Here is a 21,211-nt window from a genome sequence, read left to right as displayed (position 1 = left end):
GAAATATCCCGGGGTCCGGGGCAGCGCCCCGAAACAAAAATTTGCTCCGGCAAATTTTTCCACGCGGCAAGGGATGAACCGGCACGCACCATCAGGGGAGGACAGACAGAATGCTGACGCAGGAGCAAAAGGATTTCTACGCCGAAAACGGCTATCTCAAGGTCGAGAACGTGGTCACAGCGCAGGAGCTGGCACGGCTGCAGGAGATCACCCATCAGCTGATCGACGCCTCGCGTGACGTGACCGAAAGCAATGACCGCTACGACCTCGACACCGGCCATGGCCCGGACGTTCCGCGGCTGACGCGGATCAAGTTGCCGCACAAGATTGATCCCTACTATTGGGACATCCTGACGAAATCGAAGGTGCGCGCGGTGCTGAACGATCTGCTTGGCCCTGACACCTACATCAATACTGCCAAGCTCAACACCAAGGCTCCGGGCGGCGGGGCGGCGGTGGAGTGGCACCAGGATTGGGCGTTCTACCCGCACACCAATGACAGTCTGCTCGCCTTTGGCCTGAACCTTGCGGATGTGGACGCGGCGAACGGGCCGCTCATGGTGATCCCCGGCTCACACAAAGGCCCGATCCTGAGCCACCATCATGACGGCACCTTCTGCGGGGCGATTGACCCGGATGATCCGCTTTTCGACATGGACAAGGCTGTGACCCTGACCGGCAAGGCGGGGGACATGACGGTGCATCACGTGCGCCTTCTGCATGGCTCTGCTCCAAACGTCTCGGACCGGGCGCGGCTGATCCTGTTTTATGAGCTGGCCGCCGCCGATGCCTGGCCGCTTCTGGGCGCGTCCAGCTACATTCACGAGCTGGGTCAGCAGCGATTCTGGGCGGATTTTCAGGAGCGGATGGTCACCGGCACACCCTGTCTGACCCCGCGTCTGGCAGACGTGCCCGTCACCCTGCCGCTGCCGCCTGCCAAAGATATTTCCTCGATCTTCAAGACGCAGCAATCGGGCGGGGCGAAGAGCGCGTTTTCCGGCAAGTGACGGCCCGCATTGACGATGCTGCGCCTGCACAATACACTTTTTGCGTGTATTTGAGGGAGCGATTGTCATGGGTGAAACAATTAAGGACGCGTTTTTGCAGCAGGCGCAAAGCTGCGCCGCTTTGGGCTCGCCTTTCATGGACAGGCTGATGACGCTCTGCGCCGACCGGCTTGGCCCGGAGACAGCGGTGGGCGCGCGCTGCCATGCCTGGCAGGGCGTGCTTGGGCCATCGGGACAGTCCGTGCCCTTGCGATTGGCCGGGGCCTTGCACGGGCTGGTCCTGAGCGGCGAAGCGCCGGAGCTGGCAGCGGTCTATCCACCAAACGCCGCCTCGGACGCGGCGATTTGGCAGGCGGTGTCAGAGGCCCTTGTGCGGCATGAGGCGACCCTTCAGGCATGGCTGGAAAACCCGCCCCAGACCAACGAGGTGCGCCGCGCGGCGGCGGTGATCGCGGGGCTGTGGTGGGGGCTGGGGCAGGTCGGACCGCGCCCGGTGGTCCTGTCCGAACTTGGCGGCAGCGCCGGGCTGAACCTGCAACTGGACCGGTTTTCGGTTGCGATGGACGGGGCGGTTTATGGGCCAGCCGAAGCCGAGGTGGCCTTGACGCCGGAGTGGCGCGGGGCAGGGCGGCCGGTGCCCTTGCCCATCCGAGTGCAGGACCGGGGCGGGGTGGATCTCATGCCGCTTGATCCGACATCGCCCGAGGGCGCGCACAGGCTCTTGTCCTACCTCTGGCCCGATCAGCCTGTGCGGCTCGCGCGCACCCGCGCGGCGATTGCGCTGTGCGAGACGCGGCTCGACGCCGGGGATGCGGCGGGGTGGCTGGAGCAGCGGTTGCGGGGCCGTGTCCCGGGCGCGCTGCACATGGTCTACAGCACCATCGCCGCGCAGTATTTCCCGCCCGAGACGCAAGCCGCCGTGGCGGGGTCTCTTGCAGAAGCCGGGGCCCGCGCAACGGCAGACGCGCCGCTGCTGCATTTTGCCATGGAACCGGACGAGAAGACGCCGGGCGCGGGGCTGACGGCCACGCTCTGGGCAGGCAGCGCGCCGATCACAGCAGCGCTGGGGCGTGCGCATTTCCATGTGGATTGGATTGAGTGGCAGGTTTGAGGGGCGGTGTTTGTGTAGTTTGGCTTGAAACGACCGTTCGACTCACCTCGGGCGCGGAGCAAAGGCCGCAGGCCGCCGCGCCTATCATGCTGGAAGCACGTCTCCGACATGACGGGCCGTCCCGGACTTGATCCGGGACCTCATGACCAGAGAACAAGCCGCGTCATCGACGGGCCGTGGTGCGGCGATCCTAACTGTGAAACCCTTGATTTATCCCAGCCACTGGTGCGCTAGGCCAGTGTGGCGCGCAATGACAACCCAATCGCCGTGCCGCGGGGACGGCCCGTCGATGGCGCGGCGGCCTGCGGCCTTGATTCCGCGCCTGGGGTGAGGAAGGACCGTTTCAGCCGCCCTTCACCACGGCCTTCCCTTCGGCCACCATCGCGTCCAGATCCAAAGGCGTGCAGAAACCCGAGGCGACCTTGGCCTCCAGCTCATCTTCCATCGCCTTCACCTCGTCGAGCTTGGCGATGACCGTGTCGATCTCGGCAAAAGGCACCACCACAACCCCGTTGCGGTCCGCGATGATCATGTCGCCCGTGGCGATCTGCATGCCGCCCACCATCGCCGCGCCGCCCACTGTGCCGGGGCCGTTGGCATAGGGGGAGTTGGCGTTCAGTCCGGCGCAGAAAGCGGGCAGGCCAACCGCAACCATCCCTTCGTAGTCCCGCATCGGCCCGTCGGTGACGAACCCCGCCGCGCCCGCGTTCTTCATCATGCCCATGAGCTGATCGCCGGAGGCCGCGCAGCCTTGAAAGCCGCCGAAAGCCGCCACAACCACATCGCCGGATTGTAGCATGTGAACAGCGGCGAGGGTCGCCAGAATATCCGCTGGCCCGTTGTCCGCCACCAGCGCCGGACCCGCGGCCACGCAGTCATAGTCGCGGCCAAAGCCAATCGGGCCGATGGCCGTGGACAGCGCGCCCTTACCCATCATCGCGTCGCAGACAAATCCGGTGGGAATGCCCTGAAACGCGTCAATCTGCGCTTGTGTCGGGCGCGGGGCGTTCTTGATCAGGGTCAGGAGGGGCGGCTCTTCGATCATGTCTGGTCTCCTCGATTCATATGGTTTCGAGGTGCAGCACGGGCCGCACCATGGCGCATTCGGCGCAGCCACAGGTCCGGCCTCAGCCGGAAAACAGCCGTCGCAAATTCGGGGCTTCATCCTGCCACGACACAGCCCTATACAGAACTCCGAGCATTGGATACCGCAGGAGTGCGCGTAGCCCTTGCTTTTGGTATACCAAATTGAAATGCTGCTGCAAGCGAATGGGCAGACGCGGGAATCGCGCGCCCGTGCCAACCGGGAGAACAGGATGTCAGATACACGGGCCAACAAGCGTTTCCGCTCGCAAGAGTGGTTCGACAACCCGAACAACCCGGGTATGACGGCGCTCTACCTTGAGCGCTATCAGAACAGCACGTTCACGCGAGAAGAGCTGCAGAGCGAGCGGCCCATCATCGGCATTGCGAACACCGGCAGCGATCTGGCGCCCTGCAACAAGATCCACGTCTTCCTGATGGACCGGATCAAGGCAGGCATCCGCGAGGCGGGCGGCGTTCCGATGGAATTCCCGGTGCACCCGATCCAGGAAACCGGCAAACGCCCGACGGCGGCTTTGGACCGCAACCTGGCCTATCTGAGCCTTGTCGAGGTGCTGCATGGCTACCCGATCGACGGGGTTGTGCTGACCACCGGCTGTGACAAGACAACCCCGGCGATGCTCATGGGCGCGGCCACGGTGGACCTGCCGGCGATTGCGCTCAACGGCGGGCCGATGCTTGATGGCTGGTGGAAAGGCAAGCGGGCCGGCTCCGGCACCATCGTCTGGGAATCGCGCCGTCTGCTGGCGGAAGGGACCATCGACTACGAAGAGTTCATGTCCCGCGTCTGCTCCTCTGCGCCGTCCCTGGGGCATTGCAACACCATGGGCACCGCCTCGACGATGAACGCCATGGCAGAGGCGCTGGGCCTGACCCTCACGGGCCAGTCCGCCATCCCCGCGCCGTTCCGCGAACGAATGGCCGCCGCCTATGAGACCGGCAAGCGCATCGTGCAGATGGTGCTCGACGATCTCAAACCCTCGGATATCCTCACGCGTGAGGCTTTCGAGAACGCCATCGTGACCAACGCCGCCATCGGCGGCAGCACCAACGCCCCGCCGCACCTTCAGGCCGTGGCCCGGCACGCGGGTGTGGAGTTGAACGTGAAGGACTGGGAGACCCACGGCTTTGACGTGCCGCTTCTGGTCAACATGCAGCCCGCGGGCGAATACCTGGGCGAGAGTTTTTTCCGCGCGGGCGGCGTTCCGGCGGTCATGGCGGAGCTGATGAAAGCGGGACGCCTGCACGAAGGCGCGATGACCGCCTCGGGCAAAAGCATGGGCGAGAACCTCGCGGGTCTGGCAAGCGAAGATTACGACGTGATCAAGAGCTACGACGCGCCGATGCGGTCCAATGCGGGCTTCAAGGTGCTGTCCGGCAACCTGTTCGACTCGGCGCTGATGAAGACCTCGGTGATCTCCGAGGATTTCCAGAAACGCTTTTTGTCCGAACCGGGCCGCGAAGGCGTGCACGAGGCGCGCGCGGTGGTCTTTGAAGGGCCGGAGGATTACCACGACCGGATCAACGACGACGCGCTTGCCATCGACGAGACCTGCATCCTGTTCATTCGCGGCGTCGGCTGTGTCGGCTATCCCGGCTCGGCGGAGGTGGTGAACATGCAGCCGCCCGATGCGCTGATCAAGCAGGGCATCAACCACCTGCCGACGGTGGGGGACGGGCGGCAATCGGGCACGTCTGAATCGCCCTCGATCCTCAACGCCTCGCCGGAATCGGTGGTGGGCGGCGGGCTGGCCTATCTGAAAACCGGCGATCGGGTGCGGCTCGACCTGAACAACTCGACCATGAACGCCCTGGTGGACGACGCCGAGTGGCAGGCGCGCATCGAGGCCTGGGAGGCGCCGGAGATCGTGAACCAGACGCCGTGGCAGGAGATCTACCGCAAGCACGTGGGCCAGCTGGCCGAAGGCGGCTGCCTGGAACTGGCGACGGCGTACCAGAAGATCGCAAGGAACCTGCCGCGCGACAATCATTGAAGCCATAGCCACCCGCGGGACAAATTTCTTGGAAGAAATTTGCAAAAGTCTTGCAAGACTTTTGGGTGCGCTTTGTGTTGAGGAGGGGAGAGGACATGCAGACGATCATCATCACCGGCGGCGGGCAGGGCATTGGCAAGGCCTGCACGCTGGCCTTTGTTCAGGCCGGTTGGAACGTCGGTATCGTTGGCCGCCGGGCGGAGCTTCTGGAGGCGCTGGCGGCGGAGCATGAGGCTGTGCTCGCACTGCCCTGCGATGTCTCGGATGAGGACAGCGTCGATGCGGCCTTTGACAAGGCTCTGGCGGAATGGGGGCATCTTGATTGCCTGTTCAACAACGCCGGGATTTCGGTGATGGGCGGCACGATTGACGAGACCTCTGTCGCGGATTTCCGCCGGGCGATCGACATCAACCTGACCGGATCGTTTATCTGCGCCCGCGCGGCCTTTGCCCGGATGCGGGGGCAGGAGCCGCAAGGGGGGCGGATCATCAACAACGGGTCTGTCTCGGCCTATGTGCCGCGCTGGGGCTCTGCGCCTTATACCGCCTCGAAACATGCGATCACCGGGCTGACCCGGTCGATCTCGCTTGACGGGCGGCCGTTCAACATTGCCTGCGGGCAGATCGACATTGGCAATGCGCTGACCGACATGGCCGAGAAAATGACCAAAGGCGTGCCGCAGGCCAATGGCGAGATCGCAGTGGAGCCTGTGATGGATGTGTCCAACGTGGCGTCCTCTGTGTTGCACATGGCCTCGCTGCCCTTAGAGGCGAACGTGCAGTTCATGACGGTGATGGCGAGCGCCATGCCTTATATCGGGCGTGGCTGAGAAAGCGCCGGGGTGTAACCCCGGCTAACGTCAGCGGGTGTGCGGCACCGGGCGCCTGACCCGGCCGCGCACGGCGCGTTCGCGCTGCCAGATGTAGAGGCCCGAGCCGATGATGATCGCGCCGCCGCCCAGCGTCCAGACAGTTGGCCAGGTGTCAAACAGCAGGACACCGGCGAGGGCGGCGAGGAAGATCTGGATGTAGATTACCGGCGCAAGGATCGAGGCATCCGCCCAGCGATGCGCCGTGGTCGCCGCGATATGCCCGCCCGCGCCAAACGCTCCGATCAGCAAAAAGGCGATCCAGTCGACGCCTTCGGGCCAGATCCATCCGCCCATCACGAAGGGGACAAGCGCCGCCGCCGCAAAGCCGGAGGACCAGATCTGCTGCGTGGCGTTGCCTTCGACGCCGGCCAGCAGCCGCGTCATGACGAAGTAGAGCGAGGCAAAGGTCAGCGCGCCGAGGTTCAGGAACATGGCCGGGTGAAAGGCGACGCCCCAGGGCTGCATGACCACCAGCACGCCGACAAAGCCGGTGCAGACCGCGATGATCCGGCGCAGGCCGACCGTCTCCCCAAGGATCGGGATGGCCAGCAGGGTGATCACGATCGGGCTGGCGAACATGATGGTCGTGGTCACGGTGATCGGCAGGTATTGCAGCGCGGTGAAATTGAGCACTGTGCTGCCGAGCAGGAACAGGCTGCGCAGGAGTTGTCTTGCGGGCGCGTTCGAGACAAAAGCGCCGCGTCCTTCCCGTGCGCCATAGAGCGCTACGGCCACGAGGAAATGCCCGAAGTAACGCACAAACACCACCTGAAGCGCGGGCAGGCCGCCAAGGATCAGCCATTTGGCCGAGCTGTCGATGCAGGTGAAGCCGACCACCGCGAGCGCCATCAGGAGGACGCCGGCGCCGGTGCGGTTTTCTCTGGGTTGGGCTTCGGACATGGGGGGCTTTCGAAGGGCGGGATCGCCCGGACGGGCGTGAGCGCCGGTGGATATTTGGACAGAGAAGAAGCACAGGGTTTGACAAAATCCGGTGAGGTTTTCAGGTGTTATCCGTTGGCCCAGCCGCCGTCGATCACGTGGTTGTGCCCGGTGGTGAAGCTGCTTTCGTCCGATCCGAGGTAGACCGCGAGCAGTGCGACTTCCTCGGGCGTGCCGATGCGGCCCATGGGCTGGCGGGCGATGAAGGCGGTTTTTGCGGCGTCGTAATCGCCGGTTGCGCGCAGGCGGTCATGCAGCGAAGGGCTGTCCACGGTGCCGGGACAGATACTGTTCACACGGATGCCCTGGGTCACGTAGTCCTTGGCCACGGACTTGGTCAGGCCGATGACAGCGGCCTTGGAGGTGCCGTAGATGCAGCGCCCCGGGGCGGCGAGGATGCTGCCCGCGACGGAGGCCACGTTGACGATGGCGCCGCCGCCGCGCGCCAGCATGCCGGGGAGCACGGCCTGCATGGCATGGAACTGCGAGCGGACGTTGAGCAGCATGGCGTATTCGAAGTCCTCGTCCGTGGCTTCGAGGATCGTGCCGCCATGCACAAAGCCTGCGCAATTGACGAGGATGTCCGGGGCGGCGTCCTCGATGGCCTGTGTCAGCGCCGCCTTGTCCATCACGTCGAGCGCAAAGTGTGTGCAGTGCAGCCCGTCCAGCAGGTCGGCTTTCAGATCGGTTGCCGTGACGGACGCGCCCTCGCGGATGTAATGCTCTGCGATTGCCCGTCCGATGCCCTGACCGGCGGCGGTGATGAAGGCGCGTTTGCCCTGTAGTCTCATGTCTCTTTCCCCAGGTTCTGAACCATCCATTCGACCATTTCCGGCACCATGATTTCTCCCGCGCCGCCATCGCGCGCCTCGCGCAGGGTGGCGTCCGCCGCGCCCGACATGCGGCTGTGTTTGCCCAGATCGTTGGCCATTTGCCGGTAATATCCGATGTCTTTTGCGCCGTTGGCGACGGAGAAGGCGAGGTCGACCTGCCCGTCGACCGCATAGTTGCGGATGAACTCCATCATGCCTGACCGGTTCGGCCCCGCGCCCATGACATCAAACAGCGCCTGCCTTTCGATGCCCGCTGCCTCGGCCATGGCAAAGGCTTCGGCCATGGCGGCGGCGGTGGTCATACCGAAAAAGTTGTTGATCAGCTTGATCGTATGCCCGTTGCCAAGCGCGCCGAGGTGAAAGACGTTCTCGCCCAGCACGTCCAGCACCGGCTTGGCCTGCGCATAGGTCGCCGCGTCCCCGGCACACATGATGTTCAAAAGCCCGTCCTTGGCATGGGCAGGGGTGCGGCCCAGCGGGGCGTCGAGGTAGGCTGCGCCCTTCTCTGCCAATGCTGCGCCGATAGCCTTGGTCGAGCCGGGCAGGGAGGTGCCGAAATCGATCACGATCTGTCCCGGTTTGACCCCGGCCAGCACGCCGTCCGCGCCAAAGATGCGGCTTTCGACCTGGTCTGAGGTGCCGACGCAGAGCATCACCATATCCGCCTGCTGTGCCAGATCGCGGGCGTTTTGGGCTTCGCGCCCGCCGCGGGCGAGCAGTTCGTCAAGGCCGGTGCGATCCCGGTTGCCGAGCCCGATCACCGGATAGCCGTTGTCCTGTAGGCATCCCACCATGGCGCGCCCCATCAGCCCCAATCCGATAAACCCTATGGTCTGCTTGGTCATGTCACACTCCTGTATAATCCCCGGGCACAGCGCCCGCTCTGACCGGCGCGCCGGTTCGGCCCGAAAGCGCCGCGGCCAGTGTCATTTCCAATGCGGCCAGGCCGTCCGCCCCGGTGCAAAGCACATCGTCGGATGCGCCCGCCATCACGGCCGCGAAACGGTCGATCTGCGCTTGCAGCGGATCGATTTTTCTGAACCGCAGCCCCTCATGACGGCGCAGGGGCTTGGACCATTCGATCTCGCCAGCGTCGCTGCGGCCCCAGCGGGTCAGAGAGGGGAAGGCCAGCGCACCCTCCGTGCCAACAAACCTCAGGTAATCCTCGCCTGATCCGGCAATCGCAGGGTTCTCGAAACTGGCGGCTTCAAAGGACCAGGGCGACGCGCCCGCGTCCGAAATCAGGAAGGAGCCGAGCGCGCCGTTTCCAAAGCGGAAGGCGAGGCTGGCGCTGTCTTCGATCACGAACCCGCGCCGGGCCGAAGAAAGCAAAGCGCTGACCTCCACCATGTCGCCGACGAGGAAGCGCAACAGGTCGATCTCATGCGAAAGATTGGTCATCAGCGGCCCCGCACCGGGCGCGCGCCGCCAATCCGCTTCGTAGTAGCTGTCATGTTTGCGCAGGGACCACAGGCCCTGCACGCCAACAAGATCGCCGAACTGCTCCAGCGCCTGCCGCGCCTCGATGGCAAAGGGATGGCACCGCCGATGATGGCCGGTGATCAGGGGCAAACGCTTTGCCTGCGCCGCCTCAATCAAGCTCTTGGCCTCATCCAGCGTCGCGCAAATCGGCTTTTCCACCAGAACGCCCCAGCCGCGCTCCAGCGCCCTGTGCGCCGAGCCAAAGTGATCCGGCGTCGGCGTCGCCACCACCGCTGCGCGCACGCGCTCGGGCACCGCCTCCAGGTTTGCAACAACCGGCAGACCCTTGCCCGCCAACATCTCCCGCAAGTCCGCCGCCGGTTCCACCACGGCAACCAGCTCCACATGCGCCGAGGCCCCTGCCACGTCGATATGCCGCTGCCCGATGGACCCCGCGCCTATAACACACAGCGGCAAAGCCCGGCTCATGTCCGCGCGCTCCCCGTTTCTTTGTGCTCAAAATATCCCGGGGAGTCCCAACGGGACGGGGCAGCGCCCCAAGAACAAAAATTTTGTCCCGGCAAAATTTTCGCCCGGCCGATACCCGCGCTCACATCACCGCTCCGATCTGCCACGGGACAAACTCGTAGTCGCCCAAACCCTGCAGCTCGGACTTGGTCTTCTCGCCCGACGCCATGCGTAGCCACATCTCGTAGATCTCGCGCCCCACCTCTTCGACGCTCTTGCCCTCCGTCAGGATCGTCCCGGCGTTCACATCCATGTCCTCGTGCAGGCGACCGTACATCTCTGAATTTGTGGCGACTTTCATGCACGGTGAGGGTTTCGAGCCAAAGGCCGAGCCGCGCCCGGTGGTGAAACACACCAGATTGCAGCCAGAGGCGATCATGCCCGTCACCGACGCCGGGTCATAGCCGGGGCTGTCCATGAAGGTGAAGCCCTTCGCGGTCACCGGTTCGGCGTATCTGTAGACCCCCATGAGCGGCGTGGTGCCGCCTTTGGCCGAAGCGCCGAGGGACTTCTCCAGAATCGTCGTCAGACCGCCTTTCTTGTTGCCGGGGGAGGGGTTGTTGTCCATCGAGCCGCCCGCGGCGGCGGTATAGCCCTCCCACCATTTGATCAGTTCAATCAGCTTCTCGCCCACGGCGCGCGAGGCGGCGCGGGCCGTCAGCATATGTTCGGCCCCGTAGATCTCTGGCGTCTCGGAGAGCACCCCCGTGCCACCCTGCGCCACCAGCAGATCACAGGCATAACCCACCGCCGGATTGGCCGTGATCCCGGACCAGGCATCGGAGCCGCCGCACTCGAGGCCGACCATCAGGTCGGACGAGGGGCATTCTTCGCGGCGCGCTTCGTTCACGCGCGGCAGCATGTCTTCGATCCTGGCAATGCCCAGCTCCACCGTGCGGCGCAGCCCGCCAACATCCTGGATGTTCATGGTCTGGAACAGCGGGCCGGGTTTCAGCCCATAGGCCTCGATGAGCCAGTCGATCTGCATCATCTCGCAGCCCAAACCGGCCATGAGCACGCCGCCCACGTTCGGGTTGCGCGCATAGCCCCAGAGCGTGCGCTGGAGCAGTTCGAACCCCGTGCCATCGCCGCCCATGGCACAGCCCGTGCCATGCACAAAGGCAACAACGCCATCAACATTCGGATACGCCGCAAGCCGTGCGTCGGTGAAATGTTCGGCAATCTTGCGCGCGGCGGTGGCCGAGCAGTTCACCGAAGTCAGGACGGCGATGTAGTTGCGCGTACCAACCCGGCCCGTAGCGCGGCGGTAGCCCATGAAGGTGTCGCGGGTTTTTGGCGCAGGCGCCGGGCGCAGGTTGGTGCCGAAGGTGTATTCGGTGTCGACGTTGCGAAACTCGAGATTGTGCGTGTGCACATGGCAGCCTGCGGCAATGTCCTCGGCCGCGTAGCCGATCACCTGCGCGTATTTCAGCACCGGCGCGCCTTTCGGGATGTCCTGCGTGGCAAGCTTGTGACCGCGCGGGATGGCCTGCGTCGCGCCATCCTGCCCGGGCGCAAGCGCGGTGATGGCGGTGATCACATTGTCTGCATCAGAAAGTCGGACAGTGTTCATGGCGTGTCTTTGGCGTCAAAGGGGGCTGGGGCGCTGCCCCGTCTCGCGCAGCGAGACTCCCCGGGATATTTTTGCAGAAAAGAAGCATGGGTTCAGGCGCAGGCGGGCGCATCATGGGTCCAGCGGTGGATGGGGATGTGGTCTTGCGGGGCGAGGGTGGCGCGGGTCTGGATCCAGCTGTCTTGCCATGCGCGCCAATCGCGCAGTTCGGTTTCCGGCGTGGCGCGGGATCGTGCGATGAATTCGGGGAAGTGGGCGCGCCCTGTCGGTTGGCCGGTGACGTTGTAGCGGATGTCGAAGCTCCAGCGGAACACACCCGATGTGTTGTCGAGCGAGGCGTGCGGGGTGAGCGGGTGGAAGAGCACCGCGCCGCCCGCCTTGACCGGCAGTGGGATGGCGTCGGCCTCATCGATAAAGCCGTCAGCGATGGCGGTCTGGCGTTTGGGGCAGTGCGGGTACATGTGAGGCTTGCCCGGGATCACCTTGAGGCAGCCGTTTTCCGGCGTGGCGTCCATCATGGCGAGCCAGACCGTGACGATCTGGGTCGCGTCGCCCTCCGCGTGGGCCACGGCGCGGTCCTGGTGCCAGTCTGTGGCCATGATATGGGCCGTGGTTTCCGTGTCGCGCAGGATGTTTGAGGGCGGTTTGAGGCGGACGTGCTGGATCGGGGTGGAGGTGAGTTCTGGCCCCAGAAGGTCCTCGACCATATCCAGAAGCCGCGCGTTGGTGAGCATGTCGAAGACCGCTGGCCCGCAGTGGAAAGGCGTGTCTGCTTCGATTTTGGAGCCGGGCAGGGAGATGTCCATGGGCTGGAACCATTCGCAGCCTGCCTTGTATCCGGTGAGCAGTTTTTCGAAAAAGTCCTGCGTGCCTGCGGGCGGAACCTGTCCGTCGGCGTGCCAGCGGTCATACATCTGATCGAGCAGGGCGCTGTATTCGGATTTGACCGCCGCCAGAGTGGTCTGATCCAGCACGTCCTCGACAATCAGGTAGCCCTGGCTGTCGAAAAAGGCGATCTGCTCCGGTGTCAGGAAGAGGGTCATGCCCGCAGCCTTTCCAGCCTCTCCCAGTCGAAGACGATGCCGTGACCGGGGGTTTCCGGCGCGCGGGCCGTGCCGTCGCTGAGCGCAAGCGGGGTTTCGATATAGGCGTCGAGCCCGAAGCCATGCGCTTCCATAAAGGTGCGGTTGGGGCAGGCGGCGAGCAGGTGGACGGTGACGTCATGCGCGCCGTGGGAGGTGACAGGCAGGTGGAAACATTCGGCCAGGTGGGCGATCTTCATGAAGGCCGTGACGCCGCCGCAGTTGGTCACATCCGGTTCGGGGAAGGTCACGCCGCTTTCGATCAACGTGCGGAAATCCCAGGTGCTGCGCAGGTTCTCGCCCGAGGCCAGCGGGATGCCGCCTTCTGTGGCAATGCGGGCGTGGCCTTGGGGGTGATCGGGCGGGATCGGCTCTTCGAACCAGGTGAGGTCAAACGCGCGGAAGGCGCGGGCGGCGCGGATGGCGGCGTCCACGGTGTATTTCATGTTGGCATCGGCCATGAGCGGCATGTCCGGCCCGAAGGTCTCGCGCAGGGCGGCCATCTTGGCGACGTCCTCAGAGAGGCGTTCGCGGCCAACCTTCATCTTGATGGCGCGGTGGCCCTTGGCAAAGTTCTCGTGGGTCTGGTCAACGAGTTCGGCGGGAGACAGATCAATGTCGATCCCGCCGGCATAGACCGGCACCTGCGCATCATAGCCGCCGAGCAGGCGGTAGAGCGGCAGGCCCATGCGCCGTGCCTTGAGATCCCAGAGCGCCATATCAAAGGCGGAGAGCGCCAGGACGGTTGGCCCGCCGCGCCCGCCGTAGTGGAAGGACCACCAGAGGTCTTTCCAGAGCGCCTCGATCAGGTCCGCATCGCGGCCTGCAACGCGCGGTGGCATTTCACGGCCAAGGATGTCGGCAATCGCGCCACCGTTTTCGCCGCAGGTGTAGGTGTAGCCGACCCCTGTCCCGCCATCCGTGTCCGTCACGGTGACAGTGATCACTTCGAAGTCCGCCATGCTGCCGTGCATGGAATCCTCCAGCGCGCGGGGCAGGGGGATGCGGTAGTGATCGGTTTTCAGATGGGCGATGGCGGGCATGGGGTCCTCCATTTGATCGGGGCGGGGCAAATTTCATCGATGAAATTTGCAAATTCCGGGACCGGAATTTGGGTGGCGCGGGCGGCCCGTGGATCGCCCGCGCCAGACGTCACAAGAAGATCGTCACGATCGGCGGCCAGGCCAGCAGCACCGCCAGCGCCAGAAGCTGCAGGCAGATGAAGGGCAGGAAGCCTCGGAAGATGTCGGTCAGCGAGATATGCGCCGGGGCCACGGACTTGAGGTAGAAGGCCGCAGGTCCGAAGGGTGGCGAGAGGAAACTCACCTGCATGTTCATACAGAACACCACGCCGTACCAGATCGGGATGTAGCGCGCGTCCACGTGGCCGAAGAAGCCGATCTCTTCCGCCGGGAGCTTGACCACGATCGGCAGGAACACCGGCATGATCAGCAGCACGATGCCGACCCAGTCCATGAACATCCCCATGATCAGGAAGATGAACATCATCACGAGGATCACCCCCATGGTCGGCATGTCCGCGCCGACGATCATGTTGGCCACGTAGGTCGGCCCGCCCGCCAGAGTATAGGCCGCTGCCAGCGCCGAGGCGCCGATGGTGACCCAGATGATCGTGCCGGTGGATTTGAGTGTGCGCATGAGCGAGTCCCAGACGATGTCGAAGGACATCTCGCGGCGCAGCAGGCCGATGACAAAGACCGCCACAACCCCCATGCCCGCCGCTTCGGTGATGCCGGTGATGCCCATGTAGATGGAGCCGAGCACCACACCGATCACGATGGTCGGGGCGACGAGGCCCTTGCCCATTTCCCAGCCTTCCGCCGTGCGCTCGCGGCCGACCAGGAAGATCGTGGCGAAGCAGAGCACAAAGGCCCCGGCGAGCCACGGCAGGTGCGAGACCATGCCGAGCGCGATGGGATCGACGCCTTCGACAATCGCGTTCTGCCCGGTGACGGTGAAGAACAGCGCGCGGCCAAACAGAACGCCGGTGGCCCAGACGCCGAACTTGGCGAGGAAGCCGAGAAAGCGCAGGCCCTTTTCGCGGCCCTTGGGATCGTTCGGGTCATCGGGCGGCAACGGGGCAAGCGACGGGGTGATCCGGGTGCGGATGAAGATGTAGATGATGAAGAAGCTGGCCAGCATGAAGCCCGGCAGGAAGGACGCGGTGAACAGCGCCTTGATCGAGGTTTCGGTGACAAGCCCGTAGAAGATCAGAACAATCGACGGCGGGATCATCGTGCCCAGAGAGCCGGAGGCGCAGATCGTGCCGATGGCGAGGTTCTGATCATAGTTCAGGCGCAGCATCTGGGGCAGGGCGATCAGGCCCAGCAGCACCACTTCGCCGCCGATGATCCCGGACATGGCAGCCATGATGACGGCCATGATCGAGGTGACAAAGGCGATGCCGCCGCGGGTGCGGGACAGCCATTGGTTCAGCGAAGAATACATGTCGCGGGCAATGCCGGAGCGTTCCAGCAGCGCGGCCATGAAGATGAACAGCGGCACGGAAATCAGCACGTAGTTGGTCATCTGGCGATAGACCGCTTGCCCCAGCACGTTGAACGGCCCTTGGCCCCATGTGCGGAACAGGATGCTGCTGTCGAACTTCATCATCAGCACCACCACCGCGAGGAAGGCGGAGGCAAAGCCCAGCGGCATGCCGATGGCGAGCAGGAAGAACATCATCAAGAGCAGGACCAGAGAGATCAGCCCAAGTTCGTTCCAGCCCAGCGTGGCGGCGATCAGGTCGATGAGATCAGCCATCAGCGTTTGTCCTCTTCCAGTGTCTTGCGGATGTTCTCGATCTCGGTTTCGTCGATCTCGTCAGCGGGGTTGTGGTGTTCGGGGGCCTTGTTCCAGTCGGCGATCAGGTTCGAGATCGCCTGAATGGTCACAAGGATGATGATGATCAGGATCGCCGGTTTGACGGTGCCGGGGATTGCCGGATCCCAGGCCGTGCCAAAGGTCTCCATCCGCAGCATCCGGCGCATGGCGTCGTTGTAGCCGCCCCAGATCAGCGCGAAGGTGAAGGCGCAGATCAGCACGACAGAGATGACATCAGAGGTTTTCTGTGCCCAGCGGGGCATCATGTCATAGATCACGTAGATGCGGATGTGGCTGCGCTGCTGCATGGCGTATTGCCCGGCAAACAGGAACAGGAAGGCCGCGATCCAGAGCGAGAGTTCGTTGGCCCAGAGCGTCGGGCGCGAGAAGACGTAGCGCGAGACCACCTCGTAGAACATCACGATGACGATCAGCGCGATGGAGATCATCGCCAGCCGCGAGCAGACCAGCGAAAGGATGTCGAAGAACCCGTCCGGTTCCTGTTCGATGGCGCCGCGCGTGTCCGACAGGAACAGCGAGGTGAACAGCAGCGTCAGCGCGATCAGCGTCAGCATGACGGTGACCAGCGGACCGCCTTCTGCCGGGCGGATCATCTGGTGCATGCCGATGGCCCCTTCGACGAAGATCCGGTTCCCGACGAGCCAGACATAGAGGATTGCGGTCAGTGCCGTGCATCCGATCATGGCTTGCTTGATCGGCTGTCTCAATCCGCCCAGCCACAGGCTATTGCCTTCCATGCGCGGTCTCCTTCCATGGGGGTGTCGCGAGAAAAAAATGGCGGGGTCGCTGTGCCCCGCCTGTGCCCCGCCTCAGGTCAGAGGCGGGGACGTGTCAGCCGGGATCAGTCGATCAGGCCGAGCTGGCGCAGGTAGGTCTTGTGGCTTTCCACAAGCGCGCCGGCTTCGGGGCTGCGGGTGGCCCAGTCATCCCATGCGGCCTGAGCGGCGGCGCGGAATTCCTTGCGGTCCTCGGCGGACCAGGCATAGAGCGTGACGCCCTGTTCCTGCAGCGCGGAGGCCGCTTCGGTGTTCGCCTTTTCGTTCAGCATGGCGATCTGGAAGCCAAGCTTCTGCCACGCGGTCTCGATGATGCGGCGATGCTTCTCCGACAGGCCTTCCCACACGTCCTTGTTACAGGCGAGGTGGTCCGACGGCATGGAGTGGAAGCCGGGGTAGTTGGCGTGCTTGACAATGTCATAGAGGCCAAGGCCGACGTTGTTGGCGAGGCCGGAGGCGTCCGCCCCGTCGATGATGCCGGTTTCCAGCGCGGTGAAGATCTCGGTGAAGTCCATCACGATGGGCGAGGCGCCCAGCTTTTCGAAGATCTCGGTTTCCATGCCCGGCGGCGAGCGGAACTTCCAGCCTTTGAGATCCTCTGGGCCTGCAATCGGACGCGAGGAGGCAAAGCTTTCCTGGCCGTAGATTGCCCAGCCGATCAGCTGCATGTTCTGTGCGTTGTACAGCTCCTGGGCCGCGTCATAGCCGCCGCCATAATACAGCCAGCTATACTGCTGCCAGGGCGTGTCATAGCCGCCCATGATGTCGCCGACGAACTGGAACGCCGGGTTCTTGCCGGTCTGGTAGGCACCGCCGGTGGCGTCACAGTCGAGAATGCCGTTGATCGCGGCGTCAAAGGTTTCGGTGGTGGCCACAACGGACGAGCTGTAGAACATTTCAACCGCGATTTCGCCGCCCGACATGACCTGCACGTCGTCGATCCACTTGGCCAGCATCTGCCCTGTCGGGTGCTCCGTGGCGTAGTGTGTCTGGATGCGAAGAGTCACGTCCTGAGCGAAAGCGGCCGTGCCGGTGACGGCCACCGCAGCGACAGCTGCGGATTTCAATAGTGATTTGATCTTCATTTTTCCTCCCCCGAAGGCCGCCTCCTCCTGCGACCGACGATTTGATTTTGGCGGAAATCTCCCCGCCGATTTTGGATGGTATACCATCTCGTGAGGTACGCTAACCAAAGCGAGGTCGACAGGCAAGGATTTTTGGTATACCAAATTTTGAACACGAAAAGCCGCCCTTTGAGGGTGGGGTAACGCGGTAAAACACCGTAAAAGGACTGCCAAAAAAGGCGGCTGCATGTCGGACGAGACACTACCGGAACAGATCGCGAATCAGCTTCGCAGGGCCATTCTGAGGGGCACGCTGGCCCCCGGTGCCCCGGTCAAGGAGCGCGACAACGCCGCCGAGATGGGGGTGTCGCGCACGCCGATGCGCGAGGCGATTCGCATCCTTGCCAAGGAAGGGCTGGTCATGCTCCGGCCCGCGCGCAGCCCGGTTGTGGTGCAGCTGACCCTGCGCGAGGTTTCCGACAATTTCGAAGTGCTGATCTCGCTGGAGCTGATGTCGGCCCGGCTCGCGGTGGAGCGCGCCAGCGAAGCACAGCTGGCGGAGATTGCGGCCATTCAAGGCCGGATGGAGACGCTCTATGACGAGATCGACATGATTGACGTCTTTGAGCTCGACATGGAATTTCACCGCGCCATCGTGCGCGCCGCCAACAACCCGGTGCTGGCCGAGGCGCATGGATCGATCCTGTCCCGCCTGTGGCGCGCGCGCTACCTGTCGGCCAACCGCAAACGCTCGCGCGATCGGGTCATCCGGCAGCACAACGCGATTGTCGAAGGGCTGCAGACGCGGGATGCGGCGCTGATCCACGACAACCTGAGCGACCATCTGGAGCACCTCGTGATCAACGTTCAGGATTATTTCGAACAGGAAGTGCACGCGGAAGAGACCTCCGCGACTGGACATTCTGCTGCGTAGACCAAGGTTTAGGCGGCGACACACACCCTCGAACAAGGAAAGACACGAGATGAAACTTCTGCGGTTTGGCCCCAAGGGTCAGGAAAAGCACGGCATTCTGGATGCGGATGGCAAGGTGCGCGACCTCAGCGGCGTGGTGCCGGATTTCGCGGGCGAGGGCGTCTCGCTGGAGGCGCTGGACGCGATCCGCGCGCTGGATCTGGCCAGCCTGCCGGTGGTCGAAGACCCGGGCCGCATCGGGTCCTGCCTGGCCTCGGTGCCGAATTTCTTCTGCGTCGGCCTGAACTACGCGCTGCACGCCAAGGAAAGCGGCATGGACGCGCCGACCGAGCCGGTGCTGTTCTCCAAAGCCTCCTCGGCGCTGTCCGGCCCTTATGATGACGTGATCATCCCGCGCACGTCGACCAAGGGCGACTGGGAAGTGGAGCTTGGCGTGGTGATCGGCAAGACCGCCTCTTACGTCTCCGAAGCGGATGCGCTGGACTATGTGGCGGGCTATTGCACGATCAATGACGTCTCCGAGCGCGAGTTCCAGATCGAGAAGCTGGGCCAGTGGATCAAGGGCAAATCCGCCCCGACCTTTGGCCCGACCGGCCCGTATCTGGTGACGGCGGACGAGGTGGGGGATCCGCAGAACCTGCGTGTGAGCCTCGATCTCAACGGCGAGACGGTTCAGGACAGCAACACCTCCGACATGATCTTCTCCGTGCGGGAAATTGTCAGCTACATGAGCCAGTTCATGCTTCTGCAGCCCGGCGACATCATCGCCACCGGCACGCCGTCCGGCGTGGGCATGGGCATGAAGCCGCAGCGCTTTCTCAAGCCCGGCGACGTGATGGAGGTCGAGGTCGAAGGGCTGGGCCGTCAGAAACAGACAACCGTGGCCGCGGACTGATCGGGGCAAGGCTGAGGCATGGCCCGTCCACCCAGCCTGAATGCCTACCTGCATTTTGAATGCGTTGCGCGGCGCGGCTCTCTCAGCCGCGCCGCCGATGAATTGTCGGTCAGCCCTTCGGCCGTGAGCCAGCAGATCCGCCAGCTGGAAGAGCAGATGGGCGTCAAGCTGTTCCGCCGTCAGGGGCGCGCCTTGCGGCTGACGCTGGAGGGGGAACAGTTGTTTCAGGCCTCCTCTGCCGCGATCCGCATGTTGCGCGACGCGCAGGCGCATCTGGGCCAGAACCGCGACGCACGGCGGCTGAACCTGCGGGTCACGCCGAGCTTTGGTGTGCGCTGGCTCGGGCCGCGCCTGTCCGGCTTTGTGCAGCGCTATCCCGACTGGGATCTGCGCGTGGATGCCGCGCCCGATCCCACGGATTTTGACCGCGAAATCATGGATCTGGACATTCGCTATGGCCCCGGCGGCTGGCGCGGCTTTCCCGAGCGTGCCGTCCTGGACGATTGCGTTCTGCCGCTGTGCAGCCCGGCTTATCTCGAACAACTCCCCGATGATCCGGCCCGGCGATTGCAGGACGCCCGGCTGATCGACAGCGCCCGCGCGCTGTGCCAGTGGGACGTCTGGCTCTGGCGGATGGGCGTGGAGACGCCCGCGAACCGCAAATCCATCCTGATGGACCGTTCTTCGATGGCGCTGCAACTGGCGTTGGACGGGGTTGGGATCTGCCTTGAATCGCTGGCGCTCTGTGCGGGGGAAGTGGAAGCGGGGCGCCTTGTGCCGGTCACACCGCAGCTGCCGGTGGTGCGTTTCCCGGCCTATTGGGCGCTCTGCCCGGAGCGCAACCTCTCGCGCCGTGCGGTGCGGCTGTTCCTCGATTGGCTGGAGGGGGAGGCGGCGGCGCATGACGCGGGGCTGGCGCGGATCGTTTCGGACCATGGGCTGCGCGTCGAGAGTATCGCGGCGGCGGACTGGCTGGTGCAGGGCTGAGCACCAAAGCTGCGGACTTGCACAAGGCGGCGCTGCGGAGTAGACCGCCCGGCGGGCTTTGGGCCCGTGGGTTTTCAGATCGGCAGGAGCGCAGAACATGGGTTTTCGGATGGGTATCGTGGGCTTGCCCAACGTGGGAAAGTCAACACTTTTCAACGCCTTGACCAAGACGGCCAGCGCGCAGGCCGCGAATTTCCCGTTCTGCACCATTGAGCCGAACGTAGGCGAGGTTGCCGTGCCGGATGCGCGGCTCGACACGTTGGCGGGGATCGCCAGCTCCAAACAGATCATTCCGACGCGCATGACCTTTGTCGATATTGCCGGTCTGGTGAAAGGCGCATCGAAGGGCGAGGGGCTGGGCAACCAGTTTCTGGCGAACATCCGCGAGACGGATTCCATTGCCCATGTGCTGCGCTGTTTCGAAGACGATGACGTGACCCACGTCGATGGCCGCGTTGATCCGGTGGCGGATGCGGAAACCATTGAAACGGAACTGATTATTGCCGACATGGAGAGCCTTGAAAAGCGCCTCCAGAACATTGTGCGCAAGGTGCGCGGCGGCGACAAGGAAGCGGTGCAGCAGGAGCGTCTGATGAAGATGGCGCTGGCCGCTCTGGAAGACGGCAAGCCCGCGCGGGTTGTCGAAGTGGACGAAGAGGACGCGAAGCAGTGGAAGATGCTGCAACTGCTGTCCTCGAAACCGGTTCTTTACGTGTGCAACGTGGATGAGAGCGAGGCCGGGACGGGCAATGCTTTGAGCGAAAAGGTTGCCGAGATGGCCGCCAAACAGGGCAACTCCCACGTGGTCATCTCTGCCAAGATCGAAGAAGAGATCAGCCAGCTAGAGGCCGAGGAAGCGGCGGAATTCCTTGAGGAACTGGGGCTGGAGGAGGCCGGTCTCGACCGGTTGATCAAGGCCGGGTACGCGCTTTTGAACCTGCAGACCTATTTCACCGTTGGCCCGAAAGAGGCGCGGGCCTGGACCATTCGGACCGGCACGCTGGCGCCGCAGGCGGCGGGTGTGATCCACGGCGATTTCGAGAAAGGCTTTATCCGGGCCGAGACCATTGCCTATGACGACTATGTCGCGGCCAATGGCGAGCAGGGGGCTAAGGACGCGGGCAAGATGCGCGCGGAAGGCAAAGGCTACGAGGTGAAGGACGGCGACGTTCTGCACTTCCTGTTTAACACCTGAGGTTTTTGCCGAGTCTGGAGTGGAGCGCGC

19 protein-coding genes are annotated in these 21,211 nt (G+C 64.0%); 8 read left to right on the top strand and 11 right to left on the bottom strand.

The window, feature by feature from the left end:
• Positions 1–110: 110 nt before the first annotated feature.
• A complete protein-coding gene (locus E4662_RS06095) occupies positions 111–1,007 on the top strand; it encodes a phytanoyl-CoA dioxygenase family protein (RefSeq protein ID WP_136440620.1) in 897 nt (298 codons plus the stop codon).
• A gap of 67 nt (positions 1,008–1,074) precedes the next feature.
• Positions 1,075–2,118: a DUF2332 domain-containing protein gene (locus E4662_RS06090; protein WP_136440618.1), complete on the top strand. Its 1,044-nt coding sequence runs from the start codon at positions 1,075–1,077 to the stop codon at positions 2,116–2,118.
• Positions 2,119–2,461: 343 nt separating this feature from the next.
• Here the strand turns inward: E4662_RS06090 and E4662_RS06085 are convergent, their stop codons facing one another.
• On the bottom strand, positions 2,462–3,163 hold the full coding sequence (locus E4662_RS06085; RefSeq protein WP_136440616.1) for an RraA family protein: 702 nt from the start codon (positions 3,161–3,163) through the stop codon (positions 2,462–2,464).
• A gap of 271 nt (positions 3,164–3,434) precedes the next feature.
• Here E4662_RS06085 and E4662_RS06080 point away from each other — a divergent pair, with 271 nt between their 5' ends.
• Together E4662_RS06080 and E4662_RS06075 are read left to right on the top strand one after the other, a co-directional pair.
• The gene (locus E4662_RS06080) at positions 3,435–5,216 is read left to right on the top strand and encodes an IlvD/Edd family dehydratase (RefSeq protein ID WP_136440614.1); all 1,782 of its coding nucleotides are present in this window, start codon (positions 3,435–3,437) and stop codon (positions 5,214–5,216) included.
• A gap of 95 nt (positions 5,217–5,311) precedes the next feature.
• Positions 5,312–6,046 carry an SDR family oxidoreductase gene (locus tag E4662_RS06075; protein WP_136440612.1) on the top strand — a complete coding sequence of 245 codons (735 nt, stop codon included), beginning with the start codon at positions 5,312–5,314 and terminating at the stop codon, positions 6,044–6,046.
• A gap of 30 nt (positions 6,047–6,076) precedes the next feature.
• On the opposite strand, the gene E4662_RS06070 is transcribed toward E4662_RS06075, so the two are convergent.
• From E4662_RS06070 to E4662_RS06025, 10 genes are all read right to left on the bottom strand, one after another.
• Positions 6,077–6,988, bottom strand: a complete 912-nt coding sequence (locus E4662_RS06070) for a DMT family transporter (RefSeq protein WP_136440610.1) — start codon at positions 6,986–6,988, stop codon at positions 6,077–6,079.
• Positions 6,989–7,095: 107 nt separating this feature from the next.
• A complete protein-coding gene (locus E4662_RS06065; protein ID WP_136440608.1) occupies positions 7,096–7,818 on the bottom strand; it encodes an SDR family oxidoreductase in 723 nt (240 codons plus the stop codon).
• Positions 7,815–8,705: an NAD(P)-dependent oxidoreductase gene (locus tag E4662_RS06060; protein WP_136440606.1), complete on the bottom strand. Its 891-nt coding sequence runs from the start codon at positions 8,703–8,705 to the stop codon at positions 7,815–7,817. Before E4662_RS06060 ends, E4662_RS06065 begins: the two co-directional genes overlap by 4 nt.
• Before the next feature lies 1 nt (position 8,706).
• Positions 8,707–9,771, bottom strand: a complete 1,065-nt coding sequence (locus tag E4662_RS06055; protein WP_136440604.1) for a Gfo/Idh/MocA family protein — start codon at positions 9,769–9,771, stop codon at positions 8,707–8,709.
• A 121-nt stretch (positions 9,772–9,892) separates the two neighbouring features.
• On the bottom strand, positions 9,893–11,383 hold the full coding sequence (locus tag E4662_RS06050) for a UxaA family hydrolase (RefSeq protein WP_136440602.1): 1,491 nt from the start codon (positions 11,381–11,383) through the stop codon (positions 9,893–9,895).
• Between the two features lie 92 nt (positions 11,384–11,475).
• The gene (locus tag E4662_RS06045) at positions 11,476–12,426 is read right to left on the bottom strand and encodes a phytanoyl-CoA dioxygenase family protein (RefSeq protein WP_136440600.1); all 951 of its coding nucleotides are present in this window, start codon (positions 12,424–12,426) and stop codon (positions 11,476–11,478) included.
• Complete coding sequence (locus E4662_RS06040; protein WP_136440598.1) at positions 12,423–13,508, bottom strand: mandelate racemase/muconate lactonizing enzyme family protein; 1,086 nt, start codon at positions 13,506–13,508, stop codon at positions 12,423–12,425. Before E4662_RS06040 ends, E4662_RS06045 begins: the two co-directional genes overlap by 4 nt.
• Before the next feature lie 109 nt (positions 13,509–13,617).
• A complete protein-coding gene (locus tag E4662_RS06035) occupies positions 13,618–15,249 on the bottom strand; it encodes a TRAP transporter large permease (RefSeq protein WP_136440596.1) in 1,632 nt (543 codons plus the stop codon).
• Positions 15,249–16,067, bottom strand: a complete 819-nt coding sequence (locus E4662_RS06030) for a TRAP transporter small permease subunit (RefSeq protein ID WP_136440594.1) — start codon at positions 16,065–16,067, stop codon at positions 15,249–15,251. Before E4662_RS06030 ends, E4662_RS06035 begins: the two co-directional genes overlap by 1 nt.
• Positions 16,068–16,171: 104 nt before the next feature.
• Positions 16,172–17,191, bottom strand: a complete 1,020-nt coding sequence (locus E4662_RS06025) for a TRAP transporter substrate-binding protein (RefSeq protein WP_136440592.1) — start codon at positions 17,189–17,191, stop codon at positions 16,172–16,174.
• A 226-nt stretch (positions 17,192–17,417) separates the two neighbouring features.
• Between E4662_RS06025 and E4662_RS06020 the strand changes: the two genes are divergently transcribed.
• From E4662_RS06020 to ychF, 4 genes are all read left to right on the top strand, one after another.
• Complete coding sequence (locus tag E4662_RS06020) at positions 17,418–18,104, top strand: GntR family transcriptional regulator (RefSeq protein ID WP_136440590.1); 687 nt, start codon at positions 17,418–17,420, stop codon at positions 18,102–18,104.
• 49 nt (positions 18,105–18,153) lie between these two features.
• Positions 18,154–18,999 (top strand): fumarylacetoacetate hydrolase family protein, encoded by an 846-nt coding sequence (locus E4662_RS06015; RefSeq protein ID WP_136440588.1) that lies wholly within the window; start codon positions 18,154–18,156, stop codon positions 18,997–18,999.
• Between the two features lie 18 nt (positions 19,000–19,017).
• Positions 19,018–19,986, top strand: a complete 969-nt coding sequence (locus tag E4662_RS06010) for a LysR substrate-binding domain-containing protein (RefSeq protein WP_136440585.1) — start codon at positions 19,018–19,020, stop codon at positions 19,984–19,986.
• Between the two features lie 97 nt (positions 19,987–20,083).
• Positions 20,084–21,181 (top strand): redox-regulated ATPase YchF, encoded by a 1,098-nt coding sequence (gene ychF, locus E4662_RS06005; protein ID WP_136440583.1) that lies wholly within the window; start codon positions 20,084–20,086, stop codon positions 21,179–21,181.
• The last annotated feature ends 30 nt before the right edge of the window (positions 21,182–21,211 follow it).

The organism is Pacificoceanicola onchidii, assembly GCF_004804335.1.
In the GTDB taxonomy this organism is placed as follows: Bacteria; Pseudomonadota; Alphaproteobacteria; order Rhodobacterales; family Rhodobacteraceae; genus Pacificoceanicola; species Pacificoceanicola onchidii.
Note: the sequence above shows the minus strand (reverse complement) of the source record. Positions and strands in the feature narration are given on the sequence as shown.